This window comes from Gilvimarinus agarilyticus (genome assembly GCF_000832015.1).
GTDB lineage: Bacteria > Pseudomonadota > Gammaproteobacteria > Pseudomonadales > Cellvibrionaceae > Gilvimarinus > Gilvimarinus agarilyticus.
In genome coordinates, this window is sequence record NZ_JXCJ01000001.1 from 489,567 (window position 1) to 509,117 (window position 19,551).

Here is a 19,551-nt window from a genome sequence, read left to right on the forward strand (position 1 = left end):
CTGATTAGTCGCCCAACCGCTGCTGCTCGGCCCGCGCCTCTTGCCAGAGCTTGTAATTAACCGCCCCCATAGCGATAGGGATCAGCGCCAGCGCCGCCACATCCAGCCCGGCGAAAAAAAACAGCGCGACAAATGCCGCCCCGCCTACCCACAACAGATACAAACTACGGCGATACAAAGGGTCGCCCCCGGCCGCCGAGCTCGCCGCGCCGGTAAACATTGCCTCGGGCACCGGCTGACCGCTCTCTATCAGGCGATTAATAATTTCCAGCTGCAGCTGCTTGCGCTTATGCAGGCTGAACATCAAGATCCCGAGGCAGAGCACGGGGGTAGAAAACACCATAAAAATCGCAAGTAATGGCACAAGCTCGCTCACGGCTAACTCCTTTGTCTCTCGAACGCAGCCCAATTAGGCTAGTGAGTATCAATAACGACACAATAGACGCCTGCCCGCCGAAAATAGATGCAGCCAGACAAAATGAACGTCCAAAACCAAAAAAACCACCCGAAGGTGGTTTTTTTGGCAGAGCGGGGAGCGCTTACTCCATCTCTTCCAGCTCTTTGCCCTTGGTCTCGCGCACCATAAAGATCACAAAGAACACCGACAGCGCAGCAAAGAAGGTATAAATACCGTAAGCCGCCGACAGACCAATACCGGCCAACAGGATCGGGAAGCTCCAGGTAATCAGGAAGTTTGCCAACCACTGGGCTAAACCCGCTACCGCCAGGCCCGAACCACGGATCTGGTTGGGGAACATCTCACCCAGCATAATCCACACCACAGGGCCCCAGGAGAGGTTAAACAAAAACACATAAATATTGGCGCCAAACAGAGCCAACAGGCCCGAATCATCCGACAACTGCAAGTTGCCCGCCGCATCTACCGGCGCACCGGCAAAGGCGTAGGCAACCACGCCCAAGCTAATGGCCATACCCGCCGAGCCAAACCACAACAGTGGCTTGCGACCAATTTTGTCCACTAAAAAGAAGGTAATAAAACAGGCAGCAATACTGATGCTACCGGACAATACGTTTACCAACAGCGCCTGACTCTCGCTAAAGCCCGCGGCCTCCCACAGTACGGCACCGTAGTAAAACACTACGTTAATACCGACAAATTGCTGCAAAATCGCCAAACCAAGGCCAATCCACACCACAGGGCGGACTTTGCCAGCGGTTTTATCAATCAAATCCGAGAAGCGCGGGCGGTGATGATCGGCCGCCATCGAGTCGCTAATTTCGGTCAGCTTGGTGGTACCGTCGACCGCGCCATACAAACGCACTAACACCTGGCGGGCCTTCTCTGTCTTGCCCGAGGCCACCAAAAAGCGAGGGCTCTCCGGGATCGCCAACAAGGCGATAAAGAAGATACCCGCCGGAATCAGCTCAACCCAGAACATCCAGCGCCAGGTCTCGTAACCCAGCCAAAACTCAGCAGTCGAGCCGCCAGCCGATTCGGCCAAAAAGTAGTTACTAAAGAAAGAGGCCGTCAGGCCCGAGATAATGGCAATTTGCTGCACCGAGGTGAGCATACCGCGATAGCGCGCCAGCGCTACCTCACTAATATACGCCGGGGCCATCACCGAGGCGGCACCCACCGCTAAACCGCCCAAAATGCGGTACACCACAAACTCACCGGTCGACCCGGCAACACCTGAGCCCCAGGCCGAGATAATGAACAGTATTGACGACACAATCAGCAGCGCTTTACGGCCGTAGCGGTCTGCCAAGCGGCCCGCAAACAGCGCACCGGCGGCACAACCGAGCAGCATCGATGAGACGCTAAAGCCGGTACCGGCAGACTCTGAATCAAAGGCGATTTGTAAGCCCTTAACCGTACCGTTGATAACACCACTGTCATAACCGAACAGGAAACCGCCAATCGTGGCGATCACACTGATAAAGATAATAAATCCTGTACTGCCCTGATCAGAGCTGACTGAATTGTTCATGGAGGATACCTAGTTTATTAATTATGTATTAAGCGCCATATGGGCATCGCGCTTTTTGCGGCTCGCGCCGAACACCTCGGCAGACACGCACAGATCATAAACACTAACCCCTCGTGCCACAAGCGCCGAAACACGTAAAACACCCGTTTGAGCCAGTTACTGCGCGCTTATAGTCAATAATACCCTAAGTTGCTGGGGTTTGAGTAGTGGGGTGAGGGAGATTCGGCTATTTCGCTGCTTATTCGATTGTGCCAAGCGAGTGACCTAGGCCTTGTTAACGCTGGATGCCCTCAATTGCCGGGCGGATGAGTCCTTTTTTGCGATGCAACTAACTGGCGTCCCAAAGAGCCGCTCTTGCACATCCCGGCACCCACGGCATCGACAAGCGCTGCACTCACACACCGCATCGCAGCGAACGGCTAGGGGGAGTAAAACGGCGTTTGGTAGCTCGCATAAAAAGGCACATAATGATTGTGCCTATTCGCAACCGGAGGACGCCTTTACTGCCTAAATGGCATTTTGCTTTTCGTCGAAAGGAAGCTCTTCAAGACACCCGGCAAGGGCCGTCTTGGCGGTAAATAGTGCGACTAGAACAATATCCAAAACAACATAATGGGGCAGTAATGCTGAGATGGTGCAAGGGTGTTCTAATGACTTTTTCATTGGTAGCGAGTGTCTATTTGGTAGCGTCGTCTGTTGTCGACGGGTTCAAAAGTTATTCTGTTTACCGCTGGGATACTGTTCAGGGCTACACCAAGACTTCTTTTCGTAAAGGTCGAACCATAATTTCGCTCACAAGAAACCTGCACAACTCGGAGGGCTTAAACACCTTTACGTATTCGTATCGCTACAAGGGCACGGATTACCAAAGCACGTTTACCGGCTTCGGCTTTAATCGACCTGAAAAACACTACAAAGCAGGCGTTGCATTCGCCGTTTATGTAAACCCTAACTCGCCAACCAAATCAGCTTTAGAGGCAGGGATAGGTAGGCCGCATATAGTCGGCTTTCTATTTGGTTTGTTTTTTCTGGCTATTTCTTATTATCTGAATAAGAAAATATAAATACCTCGAAACAGGCAAATATCAGCTTGCCTGGATTGAAAGGTTCAACCTCAGACGCAAGGCCAACTTCGCTAACAAACCCTAACACTCCCTAATACTCTCGAGGTTGTAGGGTTCTCGCGCTTTTGGGTATGCTCATTGAATTTATTCAGCCTATAAGATTCTTGGGGTAAATAGCGGTTAGCCGGCGTTTTGGCCGTTGGCTTATCGGTATTCTTAACACATACAACAAAAGATCATTCCAATGAGCGATACTCCTGCCGTTTCGATGACGCTAAACAATAAACCACACTTTGAGATACTGGATGGCTTACGGGGCTTAGCCGCGGTAGTCGTGGTCATTTTTCACTTTATGGAGATTGTCGTTCCCGACTTTAGCCGTATCTGGATTGCCCATGGCTTTTTGGCGGTCGACTTCTTCTTTTGCTTATCGGGTTTTGTTATCGCGTACGCTTACGATACCCGGATAGCCAATATGGGCTTACTGAGCTTTATCAAAGTACGGCTCATACGTTTACAACCGCTGGTGGTTATAGGATCTATTTTAGGGCTGCTAACCTTTTTGTTTGACCCTTACAGTAACTTGTACTCGGTGTACGGCTTCAAAGAGACTGCCACACTCTTTATCACCTCGGCTTTGTTAATACCTTACCCGGTAATGCCTGAGCGTTATTTTAATCTGTTTAATTTAAACGCTCCCAGTTGGTCGCTATTTTGGGAGTATATTGCCAACTTCTTGTACGCCACCGTGTTATTTAAGCTGACGCGAAAGGTATTGGCCCCATTGGTTGCGCTGGCAGCGGTAGGGCTTTTTTATGTGGGTTGGAACTCAGGTAACTTACTCGGCGGTTGGAGCGGCGGCACCTTCTTTGACGGTATGGCTCGTATTTCGTTTTCGTTTCTAATGGGTATGCTGGTTTATCGCTCGAACTGGATCATAAAGAATAAACTGGGCCTGCTCGGCATGAGCGCTTTACTGATGCTGGCTTTTTTAACGCCCTATAGCGAGCAGTGGAACTGGTTAGTCGAGCCGCTTTTGGTGGTGTTTTACTTCCCGCTACTGGTATCACTGGGCGCCGGTGCCAGCTTATCGAGCAGTCACCATAAAATTAATAAGTTTTCAGGTGATATCTCGTACCCACTTTATATGACGCACTATCCATTTTTATGGGTATTTGCTAATTATGTGGTCGCCGAGCAACCCAATACTGACGAACTACGTTGGGTGATACCCGTTTCGGTGATTTTACTCATCGCGTTAGCGTATGTTGTTGCCAAATTTGTCGACTTTCCCATACGCCGGTATTTAACCAAGCAGCGACGCCACTAAAGGTTTGCCAACCGGCGAAGGCCGCAGAGCGCACTTAACGACACGGTGGGAAATAAACGGTAAGCCTGAGGGGCTACACCGGGACCCGGCCGGCTCCCGGGCGATACGCGTCAGTGTTAGAACCAGAACGATAAGTACAACCGAATGACGTTGGCATCGAAGGCGTAGAGCTCCTCTTCGCCCACGGGTGCGTCGGTGTCCAACACGTTGCGGAAGTTGTCGTAATCAAACTGAAAGTGATCCCAGTAAAGATTAGCTGTGCTTTTCTCAAACACTGACAACCAACGCTGGGGCATGGTGTAGGTGACGCCCACACCAAAATTGCCCGAGCTAAACTCGCTTAGCTCTTTATCGCGCGCCATAAAGTTTTGTGCGTTGCGGTAGGGGAATAAGTCCGAGTAAAAGTCGGCCTGTGTTTGGCTGTAGCTGCGATACTTTGCCTCTAGTAGCAAATCAGAGCCGATGCTGTGTAGGTAGCGCACTTCAAAATCACGCGCGGCAATGCCCCAGCTGTCGTCGTGGTAGCGCGCGTCGCCACGTATTGATGCGCGCCAGGGCAAGTAGTAAATACCGCGCAAGCTAAAGGCATCGGAGTTACGCGTTAGCGGGTAGACTTCGCTCTGGTAGCTGTACCCCCGGGGCACGCTGGAGTCTTTATAACGCACCTGACGGTAGGGGTTGTTTAAAAAGCCTTCGTCGATCACAGACTCAAAGCTAAAGACGGCAATCAGTGATTTGGTTAGGATCTGCGATATATTAAATTGATAGCGATAATTTTTGGCGGTGGCCGAGAAGGTCTCGTTGCCGTTAATACCCACATAGTTGCTGCTAAAACTCAGCCCCATGCTAATGGTGGTTAAGTCGCCAAAAAACGTTTGGCTAATGCCGGTGCTCACCGTTTCTGAGCGGTAATCGCTCTCGGTACTCTCAGAGTAGTTTAAGTTCATGAGCGTACTATCGTGCAGGTAATCGACCCCCACAGAATACTCGGTGCGCTCTTCCGTGTATTCACTGGCGGTTGCCAACACATCGATAGACGCGCTGGAGACCATATCCACATAGTAGCCAGCCGAGACCGAGACGGTATCAGCTACGTTTTTGCGCACCAACATCGAGGGACCGTCGATGGTGGCGCCGCCACCGTCGTAACTGTGATACATCACATCCAACCGATCCGGCGGTAATACCTCGGCAACCGCCACCAGTGGTAACAGCAGCGCCCAGAGCGCGATGACACGCATTGCTTGTTTAGTTACAGCCACAACCGCCTCCGCCGCTACCTTCGGCACCGCGCGAGGCCTCGCGCGCTTCGTAAACATGGTTTAAATAACCGCTGGCAATCGGGTCACGGTCAAAACTCATTACCTCGTCCGCCAGGTGCTGACGCTCGTAGGGTTTTACCCAGGGCGTACAGGCACACAGGCTAAAGGCCAGCAACACAAGGCCCAAACGAGTGGCGGTGGCACTGATCATTCGCGAATCAACTCTTTCACTTGCGCGCGGTATTTTTCTTCGTCGCCGCTGCGATAGCCGCGGTTAACGTAACGCACTACGCCATCGCGATCGATAACCACGGTGGTGGGCATCGCATCGATATCGTACGCTTTGCTGGCGATGCTTTCGGGATCGTACAAAATAGGGAAGCCAACCCCCAGATCTTTAATCAGTTTATCGCCGGCGGTTACATCGGGCTCGACGTTTACGCCATACAACACAAAACCGGCGCTCTCGTAGCGCTGATGCAACTCATCCAGTAGTGGCATCTCTTTGCGGCACGGTGCACACCAGCTGGCCCAAAAATTTAGCATCACCACCTGGCCGCGCTGCTCGGCCAGGCGCACGTTTTCACCCTGATTACTTTTTAAAGTAAAATCGGGCGCGGCGGCACCCACCATATCGCTGTTGGCCGCGTGGGCGGTACAGAATGAGCCCAACAATAAAATACCGCTGCTGAGTGACTTTAGGGATTTAGATAAAACATTTAGCACCACAGACATGCATCACTCCTAGAAAAATACCGACAGGCCAATACGGCCCTCAAAGTTATTGGTTTGACGGCTCTCACCAAACAGCTCGTGACTAAACAGGTGATCGCGCATACCGATATCAACCGCAAACATATCGGTTAAGTAAATTTTATAACCCGCACCCAGCGAGTAGGTAGCGTAGCGATTGGCCGCAAACTCGGTATTACCCACGCCGGCGGTCAGATAAAAGTGTGTGTTAAACGCCAGGTTGCGACTCATAAACACCTGGCCCGGAAACACCTTGTAACCAACCGCTAAACTGTAATAGCTGTAGTCGCGCTCATCGTCTGTGAGTAGCTCTACCGCGCCGCTTAATAACTCGTAGCTGGTTTTTTGCGCCTCGCTGCTGCCGTAAATTGTCTCGACAAAAAAGTCTTCGTTAATGTGGTAGGCAAGGCTTAACCCCAGCACCGTATTGCTGCCAAAATCTTCGATGCCGAGCACGCCAACATAGCCGCCCACCTCAAAGTTTTCGGTGTCGAGCATATCCTCGTCGATGTGGCGCCGCTCGATATCAGCGCCGACGATGGGCTCTAGCGGATCGTCCTCTTGCGCCAGCGCTACTGCCGGCCCAAACAGCGCCGTTAAAACCAGTGCCTTTAGAAAAAGGCGTTGAAGCCAACTCGCCATTCCGAAACCTCTTCGTTATTTTCGCGTGTGGTCAGCAGGTGATGGTTGCGGTACTCGACGCGCATAAAAAACCGGCGTGACAAGTACACATAGGTGCCAAGGCTTGCCTGTAGCACCGGATCTTCGCGGTCTTCGGTATCCACCAAAGTGGCACTGGGGCTAACTTTGATAGTGCCCCCGCCAATGCGCAAAAAGGGCGATACCCGCCACTCTGGAAAGGGTTGATGCAACAGACCCACCACGGCCACCTCGCTGTCCGAGTAGCGGCCAGCCTGCTGTGAATAATCGGCCTCGATGGTGAAGTTGCGGGTAAAACGATACCCCAGGCTCAAGCCCACGGAGTCGGCGCCGCCAAAGTCGCCCAGAGCGGCGCCCACCTCAAAGCGGCCCACCACAGCATCGGAGCGGTACTCGTCGATAAAATCCGGGGCGAGGCCATCGGGGCCCAGGGTATATTGCATATCGTCGCGCTTTACCCAACCCTCAAGCCCCCGCTCGGTGGCAATTTTGATCCAGCCGGCACGGCTTTTAAGCAGCGTAATCGGCTCGCCATTTTCCAGCGCATGAAACACCGGGTAACCCCGGCCAGGGCCGGTGTAAACATCGATATAGGCGTTGTTAACGGTGACGACCAAGGGTGGCTCGTCGTCAAACCAGCCGGCGCTGGCAGGCAGTGACCAACCGGCCAACAGCAGCCACAGTAGCGTCCAGGCGTGTGCCGGGGCGGGCTTAAAGGTTACGCGTTTAACCATTACTCGGGCACATCAAATGGGTTGTTATAATATTGAGCCCCGATATCCAGCCACTCGGCCAGCATTTTGCGCTCGGCGTCGTTAATCAGGCCGCGATGATCAAACGTATCTTCCATGGGGTCAAACTCAGTAAATCGGCTAAAAAACCGGCTGCTGGCAAAAGCGCCACCGGGCGACATAATACGATCAATCGCTACCCGCTCAAAAATCGGAATCGGGTTGCCCTCGGCGTCCAGTATCAGCTCGCCGTCTTCATCGGCCTCAAACTCACCGGTGGGGATTAACAGCTCTTGCAGCACCCCATCCACTAGCTCTAGCTCAAAACGGGTGCGCAACAGCTGCGAATAAGACACCATCTGTCCGTTGTCCGCTTCAGTTGCGCTTAAGTCTAACTGGCCGGCGGGAATCTGCACAAGGCCATCGGCGTCTGCCGGGCTGTGACAGCTGCTGCAGGTGTTATCGCTTAGCACGCTGTTATCGGCGGCGCGCTCGATGCGCGGTAAATCCCACAGCGGCTGAATATGATCGGGGTAATTAATAGTCACCCGGCAGGGCGTGCTCCACTGTTGCTGACACGCGGCCGTGACGGGCACTCGCGCCGGGTCCGGCCCCTCGGCAAGCTCGCTGTAACGCACCGCAAAGCTTGGGTCTTTGTCGCGCACGGCGGGGTCGGTCCAGACATCGCGAAACACTAAATCCACCTGCGGCCGGGGCGTACCGGAGATGCGGGCGTAGACTTCGGCCATGGTTTCACCCATCTCGGCCACATACGCCGGCTCGGTATTATCAAACGGTAAACCACTGGTGGCCGCACCGGCATTCACCGCGTCGGGGCCAACATCCAGCCGGCCATGAGGCACTTGCGAGTCGCGCTGATGGCAGCCGTTGCACTGGTAGACTTCACCCGGGCGCATCTGCATCCAGTTTTGGTGGCGCGGGCTAATGCGCATGCCGTTGGCATCCAGCACCGAGATGGTAAAGGCAACATCGGCGGGCACCGCAGCGCGCACCGAGCCATCGGGTTCTACCGGCACATAGCCGATAATCTCTTTCATGCCCTGAGCGCTGCTAACACCAAAGGCGCTACCAGGCACCTGTTTGATCTCGCGCGGCGGTTGGGATACCGCGCCCACCAGGCGTAAAAAGCGCGCCGGGCGATCGGCCGCCAGGGTCTGGCCCGGATCACGCAGGCGGTCGATGCCCTCGTCAGTCACATCAACGCCGTCTAAATCGTAGACGCTGCGAATGTCTAAAATCCCTAACCCTTCAGCAGCCAACGAGGGGATGGTGCCACCGCCCCCAGACGCTGGGAGTTGGCGCGGCTCCAGTGTGACCAGGTCGGTATAAGCTTTATCCTCCGCAGGCACCAACACCGGCTGTTGGGTGCTGTCATCCAGGTTATAAATAAACAAGCCAAACACCGGCGGCGCCGCCTCGTGGCCAGCCTCGATATTGTCATCGGTGCAGGGTACGTAGCGCGATTCGTCGCTGCCCTCTTCGACAATCTCCAACCGGCACTGGCTCCAGCTTACCAACAGGCGGTTGGTGCCATCGCGCAGCGGCGTTAGCGCCGAGAAGTACCCGTGACGCGAGAGGCTGCCATCGATGGTTACCGGCAGTACGGTTAAAGGCTCGATGGCATCGCCCTCGGTGCCAAGCACGGTCTGGTCGTCTTCGACGTACTCGTCGGTATCGATACTTACCAGATCACCGCCAAACAGATCATCGCTTGGTTTGTAAATACCCACCAACCGGCCATCTGGCATCAGCTCTGGGTTAAAAAGCCAAGGCGTGTCTTCACCCACACGGGTGTGGTAGCCGTAATGGGGCCGCACCTCGGTGCCATTGGGGTTGATGGTGTAGTAGCTCACCCGGTTATTGCGGTAGCTGTCGGCGCGGGTGTAAAGCACGCGGCCATCGGCGAGTACCAGTGGGTCCCAATCGTGCCCCTGATTAAACGACATTTGACGAATATCTTCGCCGGCAGCGGTCATCGAGTGCAGCACAAATGCCGGGCCATCGCCCGATTCACTCTCGGCGGCGTACTGGGGCTTGTTGGAGTCGAGCAATAGGGCGCGGCTACGCACCTGACGGTTAGAAGAGAAAACGATTCGGCCCCCGGGCAAATAGCGCGGCGAGATATCGTCCGCCTCTTCGGCGACGATATTCGAGCTAATTACCCGCCGCAGTACGCGGCTCGGCAGGTGGTACTCCCAAATATTCCAGGTGGGCTGTTCGTCGTCATCGGCGCCTTCGATCTCGGGCGCCCGCATCGCAAACAGCAACCGACTGCCGTTAGGGTGCGAGGTTAAATCTTTAACATCGTACTCTGCGCCCTCAGCAAACGCCTGATCGGTAACATTAATTGCTTCGGCATCGTCGGTAGCACGCACTTTAACAATCAGGCGGGCACCGGGGCTAAAGCCATCGCGCGCCACAGGCGTTAACGGCAGCAACTCGCCGGCGTCATCTCGCGGCAGGGGGCGCTCGATGTAGGCAATGGGGATATCTTTAACCACCGGATCGGGTGCTTGCCCCGAGCCACTCAGGCCCGTGCCGCCACCACCGCCACAGCCAACCACCAGCGCCGCCAAAAGGGCACCGGGCAAAAAGCAACGTAAGGCGTTTATCGGCGGGGGCTTTACAGCGTGCTTTGTCATTAACGGTCCTGGTGCTCTGTCAAAGTAGAATGTCATCTTCAGTGTTATCGTGGTGGTGCGCCGCAGGGCACCTGTGCAGGCAACAGCCCTTACCCGCGAGGCGCACCTTAGCGGAAACGCCGACAAACCAACCGAATACGACATTGCCCCCAGACAAAGCACTCGCTTTTAATAAGCGCAGTATTATGCCGTGGCCGCGACCCAAAATCGTTGTCGCCAGTCACGCTGCGGGTGCCGGCAAGGAGGTTTCTCACACCTATCAGAACAAACTTTTGTTATGATCTTGCTCATTATGTGATTGGGTAGACACCTGCGCCCGATCGAATAACACAGGCCGATCTACGAATCCGCATATAATAACTAGATTAAAACACAAACCCGGCAACCACCACAGCCTCAAATCTTTGGAGCCCTGCATGTCGCTCTGTTCGCCCCCCAACTTACGCCTGGGTGCCTTGGCCCTCGGGATGAGTATTCTCGCCGCCACGGCCACCGCTGGCCCGCGCGAGCAGGCGCTAACCATTCACTCGCGTATTGCAGGGGTACCGCCCAGCACTCAGGTGCTCACACAAATGAGCGATTTGATTGAGGCCGGTAACACCGCTCAGGCGGTGCACATCGCCATGGACAACGACGGCTTTTACCGCGCCACCTTGCAAACCTGGATAACCCCCTGGACCAACCGCGAAATGACCGCTTTTGCGCCGCTCAATGACTACACCGCCACGGTGATGGGGCTGATTCGCGACGAGGCCGATTTTCGCGATGTATTAGTGGGCGACGTACTTTATACCGGCGCCGATAGCCTTGGTCTGCCGCCCTACAGCAGCAGTAACAATGAGCACTACCAGGCGTTGCAGCAAAGCAGCGCGCCGCTGGGCAGCTCGCTGGTGCGCCGTACGCAATCGCAAATAAGCGAGGTGCCGGCCCACGCCACCGCAGGGGTCATTACCAGCCGCGCCGCGGCCAAAGCGTTTTTTGTCGCCGGTACTAACCGCGCCATGTTCCGTTTTACCCTGCTCAACCATTTGTGCCGCGATCTAGAGCAAGTGCACGACGTAACCCGCACGCCCGATCGCATTCGCCAGGACGTAAGCCGCAGCCCCGGCGGTGACAGCCGGGTGTTTTTAAACAACTGCGTAGGCTGCCACGCGGGTATGGACCCAATGGCCCAGGCCTTTGCCTATTACGATTACGAGTACAACGCCGCCACCGACCCGGACGCCGAGAATGGCGCGATTCACTACAACACCGCCGGCGACGTCGACCCGGCCAGCGGCAACCGCACCGAGGGCAAATACCACATCAACGCCAGCACCTTTGCCCCCGGCTACGTTACCCCCAATGACCAGTGGCAAAACTATTGGCGCGAAGGCCCCAACGCCATTCTCGCGTGGGACCCAACCCTCGAGGGCGGCGGCACCGGCGCTAAAAGCTTGGGCCGCGAGCTGGCCAACTCGGGCGCCTTTGCCAGCTGCCAGGTAGAAAAGGTGTTTACCCAGGTGTGCCTGCGCAAACCCGGCAACGCCGCCGACCGCGCTCTGGTGAGCGATGCCACCGCCGCCTTTGCCGCCAGTGGCTACAACTTAAAACAGGTGTTTATCGACACCGCCAACTACTGCAAAGGTGAATAACATGGCGGCCGCGATACACACAGCAAAAACCACTTTACCCCTCTGGCTTGCGGGCCTGTTAAGCGCCGCACTGCTGGCCGGTTGTGGCTCGGGCAGCGGGCAGTCCACCACGCCCAACGTCAAGCCCGACGACGGCGAAGACACCAGCCGCCCCGGTGTTGTTTACAACGGCCCCGCGCCATTAACTGAAGACATCCAAAACTTTAAATTGTATGTGTGGGACAACTTAGCGCTCGACGACCGCTGCGGCAGTTGCCACGTCGTGGGCGGCAACGATCCAATGTTTGTGCGCACCGACGATATCAACCAGGCCTATCAGGCGGCCGTGCCCTTGGTGGATTTACACACCCCGGTACTGTCGCGCATGGTGAGCAAAGTGGCCGGCGGCCACAATTGCTGGCTCGATAGCGACACCGCCTGCGCCGATATTGTCACCGGCTACATTACCGAGTGGGCAGCGGCGGCCGGCAGCATCAGCAACGAGATCGTGCTCACCGCCCCCGAGATTAAAGAGGTAGGCGGCAGCAAAAACTTTCCGCCAGACAACAGCGACTACGCCGCGACCGTCTACCCCGTGGTAAATCAGTACTGCAGCGCGTGCCACGCCGAGAGCGCACCTCTAATGCAACAGCCGTTTATCGGCAGCAGCGATGTGCAAGTCTCTTACGAGGCGGCCCGCAGCCGTATGCGGCTAGACGCCCCGGCTAATTCGCGCCTGGTAGAGCGCCTAGCACAAGAGTCGCACAATTGCTGGAGTAGCTCCTGCGCCAACGACGCGCAAACCATGGCCGATGCCATCGCCGCGTTTGCCGATTTGGTGCCGGTCACCCAAGTGGACCCCGAGCTTGTGACCAGTAAAGCACTGCAATTGGCCGACGGTAGCGTAGCCAGCGCCAACGGCCGCGCCGACAACTACATTATTGCCCGCTACGAGTTTAAAACCGGCAGCGGCGCCATCGCCTACGACACCAGCGGCGTCAACCCCGCCGCCGATTTATCCCTGTATGGCGACGTCGATTGGATGTCCAGCTGGGGCCTGCGCTTTAACGACGGCAAGGCCCAGGCCTCGACCCAAACCAGCCGCAAACTGTTTGATCAAATCAGCAGCACCGGCGAGTACTCCATCGAGGCGTGGGTGATTCCGTCCAACGTCAGCCAAGAGGACGCCCGCATCGTCAGCTACTCGGGCAGCACCGAGGTGCGCAACTTTGCGCTGGACCAAAACCTCTACAACTACACCCACTACCACCGCAGCTCCAGCACTAACAGCAACGGCATGCCGGCCATCGTGACGGCCGATGCCGACGAGCGCGCTCAGGCCAGCTTGCAGCACGTGGTGGTTACCTTTGATCCGGTCAATGGCCGGCGCATTTACGTCAATGGTGAATTTACCGGCGATGCCGACCCAAGCGCCATCGGCAACCTCAACGAGTGGGACTCGAGCTTCGCCTTGGTATTAGGCAACGAGGTGTCATCCAACCGCACCTGGAGCGGCGCCGTGCGCTTTTTGGCCGTGCACAACCGCGCGTTATCGGCCCAGTCCATCCACGACAACTTTGAGGCCGGGGTAGGCGAGACTTACTACCTGCTGTTTAGCATTAGCGAGCTCATCGATGTGGCCGATGCCTATATCGTGTTTCAGGCGCAGCAGTTTGACGATTACAGCTACCTGTTTAGCGAGCCGTTTTTTACCCGCCTGAGCGACGACCCCATCCCCACGGTGCCGGTTAAAGGTATTCGCATTGGCGTTAACGGCCGCGAGGCGATTGTCGGCCAGGTATTTGCCGCGCTCGACACCGAGATCAACGCCGCCGACTACGCAAACGGGCAACAGCCGTTATCGCGCCAGGGCGCCGTGCTGGCGTTAGAGCAGGGCAGCGATCTGGACACCTTCTTTTTAACCTTCGACCAACTGGGCGAGCACCGCTTTGCTAGGGTCGAGGCCGAGCCACCGGCGCCACAGCCGCCGGCGGATATTGCCGATCAGCCCAGCCTGGGCATTAAAAGCTTTGCCAGCATCAACGCCTCGCTGGCCGCCATGACCGGCATCAGCCACAGCAACGCGGCGGTGCACGCCACCTACGAGAAAGTCGAGCAACAACTGCCTACCACCAGCGCGCTGGATACCTTTGTGGCGGCGCAGCAAATGGGCATTACGCAGTTATCGGTGGCCTACTGCAACGCGTTAGTCAACGATACGGCCAAGCGCGCGGCGTTTTTCCCGGGCTTTGATTTCTCGCAAGTGCCGGGCGCCGCGTTTAGCGCCAGCGGCCGCAACCACATTATCGACCCGCTGCTCAACGCGCTGGTCGCCGCCGAGGTTAACGGCAGCTCGCTGGCCACTCAGGCCAACCCCTCCAGCACCCGTGCCGAGCTAAACAAACTGATCGATACCATGACTGTGTGCTCTGGCGACTGTAACGCCGAGCGCACCGCCACCACTGTCAAAGCCACCTGCGCCGCCGCCCTCGGCAGCGCCATCATGCTAGTTCACTAACGGAGCAGACTGCCTTATGAGTAAATACCGCGCGCCTCTGCATCCGGATGCACCGCTTAAACTGAACAGCCACCACCGGCCCATTAGCCGGCGCGATTTAATCGCCCAGGGCTTTCGCACCGGCGGCGCTACCTTAACCGGCGCCTCGCTAATGACCCTGCTGGCGGGCAACGCCAATGCCGCGTTATCGCCCGATATTAACGCCATGCGCCAGGCCTGCGGCATTGCCAGCCAGGGCGCGGGTAAAATACCGTTTATCTGCTTCGATTTAGCCGGTGGCGCCAATATTGCCGGCTCTAATGTGTTGGTGGGCGGCGCCGGCGGCCAGCTCGATACGCTATCGGCCAGCGGCTACACCAAGCAGGGCCTGCCCGGCGACATGACGCCCGACAGCAGCACCGGCGATTTTGTGAATCGCGATTTAGGCCTCGCGTTTCACACCGACAGCGGCATGCTGCGCGGCATTTTAGAGCGTGTCGCCCCAGGTACGGCGGCGGCCGTTAACGGTGCGGTAATTCCCGCCCGCTCCGAGAACGACACCGGCAACAACCCCCACAACCCCATGTACGGCATTAACCGCGCCGGCGCCAACGGCTCGCTGCTCTCTTTGATTGGCTCGCGCGCCAGCGACTCAGGCGGAAACTCTATGGCGCCCTCGATGCTGATTAACCCCGAGGCGCGCCCCACCAAAGTCGACCGCCCCAGCGATGTCACAGGCTTAGTGGATGTGGGCGATTTGGTGAGCTTGCTCAGCCAATCTGACACCGTCGCGGTCATGGAATCTATGGTGCGTTTAAGCAACGCCAAACTGGGCGCGGTGGATACCGGCAGCAACCGCGATGCCGCGCTTAAAGAGTTAATGCGCTGCGGCTACGTAAAAAGCGCCGATTTAGCCGACCGCTTTGGCAACCCCGCGGCCATCGACCCGATTGCCGATGCGGATATCGTCGGCCCCGGCGGTATTTTTAGCTTTGACGAGTTTGATAACGACAGCGAGTTTCGCAAAACCGCTTCGGTCATGAAGCTGGTCATGAGCGGCTACGCTGGTGCCGGCACCATTACCATGGGCGGCTACGACTACCACACCGGCGATCGGTCCACAGGTGAGATTCGCGACTTACGCGCCGGCCGCTGCATCGGCGCCTGTTTAGAATACGCCGCCCGCATGGGCGTACCGGTTATGATTTACGTATTCTCCGACGGCTCGGTGTTCTCAAACGGCATGCTGGATGAATCCGCCGAGGGCCGTGGCAAAGGCGTCTGGACCGGCGACAACCAACAAACCGCCGCCAGCTACTTTTTGGTGTACAACCCAAGCGGCCGGCCCACTATTTTAGGTGGCTCTGCCGCTGCGCAAGCGTCGCACCAACAGCTCGGGTTTATGCGCTCCAGCGGCGATGTTGAAACCGCCTCAAGCCCAGCGGCCAATAATGTGAACCTATTGGTCGAGACCTTGGTGCTGAACTATATGGCGCTGCACGGCGAGCAAAATTTGTTTTCTACGCTGTTTCCACAGCATGGGCTGGGTAACGCCACGGCGTTAGATCGGATGACGGCGATGAACCCGATTTGTGATGGAACGATTGGGAATTTGGTTTAGCGCGCGGTTGGGTACACCGCCGTCATCCCAGACCCTCTACAGCGTCATCCCGGACCCCGATCCGGGATCCAGTGAACGAAGCTGCTAAGTGTAGAGCTGGAACTTAACGATTGAATGATCATTAATTTTTAGCTGGGTGCGCTCTGTCACCGCACGGGCGAAGCACTCTTCTGCTTGTCCAGAAAAGTAATCAAAAGAGGACACCCCGGCATCTCAGCCCTCGGCAACTGCTCCTGCGTTGCTCTATTCAGCTACATCCCTGTAGCGATTCGGGTTCCCTCGCTCCAGCCGATTTTAGAGGGCCGCATCGACACGCCGTCCCTGGCGTGACGATGGCTTGCGCAAATGTCCTATTTGCTTACCCCCTAAAATGGGCCTGCGCTCGGCTGGCTGCAGGGGGCGTAAAACACCACTTCGTCGTTAGCTTTTATACCAGCCCACTAGATAAGCTAAGCTCAAACTTACGATCACATTAAAACAGTTGAATAATAACTTATATGTTATTATTATGAGCAAAAGGGAGTTTGATCTGTGGTATTGCCTGCAATCCAGCGAAAAACCCAAGAGTATTTGGTTCAGGATGGCCGAGCGCCATTTCGGGATTGGCTGATGGGGCTCAAAGATACTAGAGCGCAGGTAAAAATCACCAAGGCTGTAACTCAAATGGAAGCTGGAAACTTTGGCGATCATAAGCCCATTACAGGTGGTAATGGTTTGCAGGAGCGCAGAATCAATTACGGCCCAGGTTATCGAATTTATTACATCACCGAAGGCGATGAGTTGATCATATTGTTCGCTGGCAGCGATAAATCAGATCAACAGGCAGTTATCGATACCGCTAAAACATATTTAACCGATTACAGAGCGAGAAAGTGAGATACAGACTTCTCGCTTAGCAAATCTAGGGCGCTGCCTACAATAAAGGCGGCACAAAAAAGTAAACGATGAGGTAACCTCAAATGGCCTTAACCCGAGAATTTAAAGATACCGTTATGGAGCTTTGCAAAGACCCCGCGTATCGCAAAGGGTTATTGCTAGAGGCTCTGGAGTCTTATCTTGAAGGCGATATCGTCGTCGGTAACTCCATGCTTCGCGATTACCTGAATGGCACACAAGCCTTTGCCGAGATCGCACATAACTTGCAAATTCAAGAGGCTGGACTTCGCCGTATGGTTAGCCCCAGCGGTAATGCTACCGCTAAGAATTTATTCCGGCTGTTTAAAGCCTGTCAGGATCGCGAAGGAATTCGCTCCGCAGATGAGTTTTTAGGGTATGCGGCTTAGGCTTTATTGTCACAATGTGAATGGTGGGGCCTGACGCCCGATGCGACGGGAACGCTACGGCGTTGGATCGGGTGACGGCGATGGCGCCGATTTGTGATGGGACGGTTGAGGATTTGGTTTAGGGGGCTGTGCGCGCTTTTTGTTTAAAGCTCTATACTTTCTGGATTTGAGCTAGAGATTCGCTTGTTCCAGTTTTCTAGCTGGGTGCGCTCTGTCGCCGCGCGGGCGAGTTACTTCTTGCGATGCGGCAAGAAGTAACCAAGAAACGCACCCTGGCATCACGACCTTCGGCTTCCCTCATTCCAGCTGATTTTAGGGGCACGGCTTGACGGGGCGTCCATGCCCCGACAAGCTCTTTCGCGAAATCCATTTCGCTCAACCCCTAAAATCAACTTCCATTCGGCGTGCTGCAAGGGATTTGGGCACCGTGCGAGATTTAGGCTTTATCACATGCAAAATAAAAATCAAAGGACTCGAACCTCATTACCTCTGCCTTACAAAAAAATCGTCGACTCTGTTAATCTATCGTCACTATTATTCTGGAGCGTTCGATGTCTGAAGACCCTTTAAAAACCTTGTCCGACCAAATAACTGAGGCTCACACTAAGATTCAGCAGTCCCACCAACACATCAACCCAGTGGTTGAGGTACGCCGTGGCTTGCGCGATACCGGTATTCCCGCCGATGTTATGACGGTTGATTGCTTGCGTACCCGCCGACGCATTATGTTGATATTGCATGATGGAGAGCCAGGCATATTGCTCTATCAGTTTGCAAGTCTGGATGAAGAGGCTGATGACGAGTTTCAGCGCAAGAGTTTGTCTGAGATGGGGGTTGATGTGCTGTTTGACTGGATGCAGGACTACTTCTCTGACTCTCCCAAATTGAAAAATCACTAAAAAATAGACCGATTGAGAAAGTGGAGGGTGGCCTTAATATCAAGCTTGGATTAAACCTTGCATCTTACACTTTCATGTAAGTGGTAAGACCTGATAAACATAAGGCAGCCTCGCCCCACCACCGTGGCAGTGAGGACTACAATGGTTGTCGACCAAAACAAATCATTGGAGGCTGTTATGACACTTTATTGCGGAATCGACCTACATTCAAACAATATAATTATGTTTACGTTATTAACGACAAGGACAAGCGATTGCTGGAGCTCAAGCTCGACAATCATCCCGAATTGGTAATCAAAGCCCTGTCGCGATATAAGAAACAGTTAAAAGGTGTGGCGGTCGAATCCACGTTCAACTGGTATTGGCTGGTAGACGCCCTTAAAGACGCAGGCTTTTCTGTTAGCCTCGTGAACACAGCAAAGGTTGTTCAGTACAATGGCCTAAAGCGTACCGACGATCGCTACGATGCGTTTCACCTGGCTCATCTAATGCGCCTAGGAATTCTTCCTACCGGATATATCTATCCCAAGGAGCATCGAGCATTGCGGGATTTGCTGAGAAAACGTATGCAGTTGGTACAAGACCGAAGCCGGGAGATTATCCGACTCAAATCCTTTATACAGGTCAGACGTTAAGGGCAGACAAGATTAAGGCCAAGGAATTTGTTGCCCCTAGAATCGGTGAGGCTAATACTCAGCTAGCGCTACAAACCTCAATAGGTATGGTGCGTGCGTTTACCCAGCAAATAAAAACCGTGGAGCGGTCAATTAGTCACCAAGTGAATTCATCGCCGAATTTCAACTTGCTCAAGACCGTACCGGGAATAGGCGATATACTCGCACAAACCGTTCTATTGGAAAGCGGCAATATCAAGCGGTTTAAAGGGCCTGGGAATTTCGCTTCATACAGTCGATGCGTCGACAGCCGACGTGAAAGCAACGGTAAGAAAAAAGGCGAGAATAATAGAAAAAACGGTAACAAGTACTTAGCGTGGGCTTTCATTGAAGCAGCCAATTTTTCCATTCGGCGCAGTGAAAAAGCCAAAGCTTTCTACCAGCGCAAGGCCAAAGAAACGAATATCATTTTGGCGAGAAAAGCGCTAGCTCACAAATTGGCTAGGGCCTGTTACTGGATTATGCGTAACGGCGTCGCCTATGACGAGAAACGGCTATTCGCCTAAGCTTGGCGGAGCCGGTTAACCATTGACGGGGTTGGCACTAAAC

The 19,551-nt window shown here is 55.0% G+C and carries 18 protein-coding genes; 10 read left to right on the forward strand and 8 right to left on the reverse strand.

Annotation, left to right across the window (positions count from 1 at the left end; genetic code table 11):
* Window positions 1–4 precede the first annotated feature (4 nt).
* Both SD69_RS02230 and SD69_RS02235 read right to left on the reverse strand, forming a co-directional pair.
* Window positions 5–376: a DUF6249 domain-containing protein gene (locus SD69_RS02230; RefSeq protein WP_041521903.1), complete on the reverse strand. Its 372-nt coding sequence runs from the start codon at window positions 374–376 to the stop codon at window positions 5–7.
* 163 nt (window positions 377–539) lie between these two features.
* Window positions 540–1,952 (reverse strand): sugar porter family MFS transporter, encoded by a 1,413-nt coding sequence (locus SD69_RS02235; RefSeq protein WP_041521904.1) that lies wholly within the window; start codon window positions 1,950–1,952, stop codon window positions 540–542.
* A 650-nt stretch (window positions 1,953–2,602) separates the two neighbouring features.
* On the opposite strand from SD69_RS02235, the gene SD69_RS02240 reads away from it, so the two are divergent.
* Together SD69_RS02240 and SD69_RS02245 are read left to right on the forward strand one after the other, a co-directional pair.
* Complete coding sequence (locus SD69_RS02240) at window positions 2,603–3,016, forward strand: DUF3592 domain-containing protein (RefSeq protein ID WP_041521905.1); 414 nt, start codon at window positions 2,603–2,605, stop codon at window positions 3,014–3,016.
* Between the two features lie 244 nt (window positions 3,017–3,260).
* A complete protein-coding gene (locus SD69_RS02245) occupies window positions 3,261–4,346 on the forward strand; it encodes an acyltransferase family protein (RefSeq protein WP_041521906.1) in 1,086 nt (361 codons plus the stop codon).
* A 116-nt stretch (window positions 4,347–4,462) separates the two neighbouring features.
* On the opposite strand, the gene SD69_RS02250 is transcribed toward SD69_RS02245, so the two are convergent.
* The 6 genes from SD69_RS02250 to SD69_RS02275 are packed head-to-tail and all read right to left on the reverse strand — an operon-like array spanning window position 4,463 to window position 10,415.
* Complete coding sequence (locus SD69_RS02250) at window positions 4,463–5,587, reverse strand: DUF3570 domain-containing protein (RefSeq protein WP_041524349.1); 1,125 nt, start codon at window positions 5,585–5,587, stop codon at window positions 4,463–4,465.
* A 7-nt stretch (window positions 5,588–5,594) separates the two neighbouring features.
* Complete coding sequence (locus SD69_RS02255) at window positions 5,595–5,819, reverse strand: DUF4266 domain-containing protein (protein WP_041521907.1); 225 nt, start codon at window positions 5,817–5,819, stop codon at window positions 5,595–5,597.
* Complete coding sequence (locus SD69_RS02260) at window positions 5,816–6,343, reverse strand: TlpA family protein disulfide reductase (protein WP_041521908.1); 528 nt, start codon at window positions 6,341–6,343, stop codon at window positions 5,816–5,818. Before SD69_RS02260 ends, SD69_RS02255 begins: the two co-directional genes overlap by 4 nt.
* 9 nt (window positions 6,344–6,352) lie before the next feature.
* Window positions 6,353–7,003, reverse strand: coding sequence for an outer membrane beta-barrel domain-containing protein (locus SD69_RS02265; RefSeq protein WP_041521909.1), 651 nt, complete (start codon window positions 7,001–7,003; stop codon window positions 6,353–6,355).
* Window positions 6,973–7,755, reverse strand: a complete 783-nt coding sequence (locus SD69_RS02270) for an SH3 domain-containing protein (protein ID WP_041521910.1) — start codon at window positions 7,753–7,755, stop codon at window positions 6,973–6,975. Before SD69_RS02270 ends, SD69_RS02265 begins: the two co-directional genes overlap by 31 nt.
* The gene (locus SD69_RS02275) at window positions 7,755–10,415 is read right to left on the reverse strand and encodes an HzsA-related protein (protein ID WP_052480823.1); all 2,661 of its coding nucleotides are present in this window, start codon (window positions 10,413–10,415) and stop codon (window positions 7,755–7,757) included. The genes SD69_RS02270 and SD69_RS02275 overlap by 1 nt, the downstream gene beginning before the upstream one ends.
* A gap of 416 nt (window positions 10,416–10,831) precedes the next feature.
* Between SD69_RS02275 and SD69_RS02280 the strand changes: the two genes are divergently transcribed.
* From SD69_RS02280 to SD69_RS18875, 8 genes are all read left to right on the forward strand, one after another.
* A complete protein-coding gene (locus SD69_RS02280) occupies window positions 10,832–12,049 on the forward strand; it encodes a hypothetical protein (protein WP_232301140.1) in 1,218 nt (405 codons plus the stop codon).
* A gap of 1 nt (window position 12,050) precedes the next feature.
* Entirely contained in the window at window positions 12,051–14,546 is a 2,496-nt protein-coding gene (locus SD69_RS02285) for a LamG domain-containing protein (RefSeq protein ID WP_041521911.1), read from the forward strand.
* Between the two features lie 16 nt (window positions 14,547–14,562).
* Window positions 14,563–16,146: a hypothetical protein gene (locus SD69_RS02290; RefSeq protein WP_041521912.1), complete on the forward strand. Its 1,584-nt coding sequence runs from the start codon at window positions 14,563–14,565 to the stop codon at window positions 16,144–16,146.
* Between the two features lie 531 nt (window positions 16,147–16,677).
* Window positions 16,678–17,022, forward strand: a complete 345-nt coding sequence (locus tag SD69_RS02295) for a type II toxin-antitoxin system RelE/ParE family toxin (RefSeq protein WP_084591460.1) — start codon at window positions 16,678–16,680, stop codon at window positions 17,020–17,022.
* An 83-nt stretch (window positions 17,023–17,105) separates the two neighbouring features.
* A complete protein-coding gene (locus tag SD69_RS02300) occupies window positions 17,106–17,429 on the forward strand; it encodes a hypothetical protein (RefSeq protein WP_041521913.1) in 324 nt (107 codons plus the stop codon).
* A gap of 551 nt (window positions 17,430–17,980) precedes the next feature.
* Window positions 17,981–18,328: a hypothetical protein gene (locus SD69_RS02305; RefSeq protein WP_041521914.1), complete on the forward strand. Its 348-nt coding sequence runs from the start codon at window positions 17,981–17,983 to the stop codon at window positions 18,326–18,328.
* An 80-nt stretch (window positions 18,329–18,408) separates the two neighbouring features.
* Window positions 18,409–18,963, forward strand: a complete 555-nt coding sequence (locus SD69_RS18870) for an IS110 family transposase (protein ID WP_269745011.1) — start codon at window positions 18,409–18,411, stop codon at window positions 18,961–18,963.
* 167 nt (window positions 18,964–19,130) lie between these two features.
* Window positions 19,131–19,508 (forward strand): transposase, encoded by a 378-nt coding sequence (locus SD69_RS18875; RefSeq protein ID WP_198144043.1) that lies wholly within the window; start codon window positions 19,131–19,133, stop codon window positions 19,506–19,508.
* The last annotated feature ends 43 nt before the right edge of the window (window positions 19,509–19,551 follow it).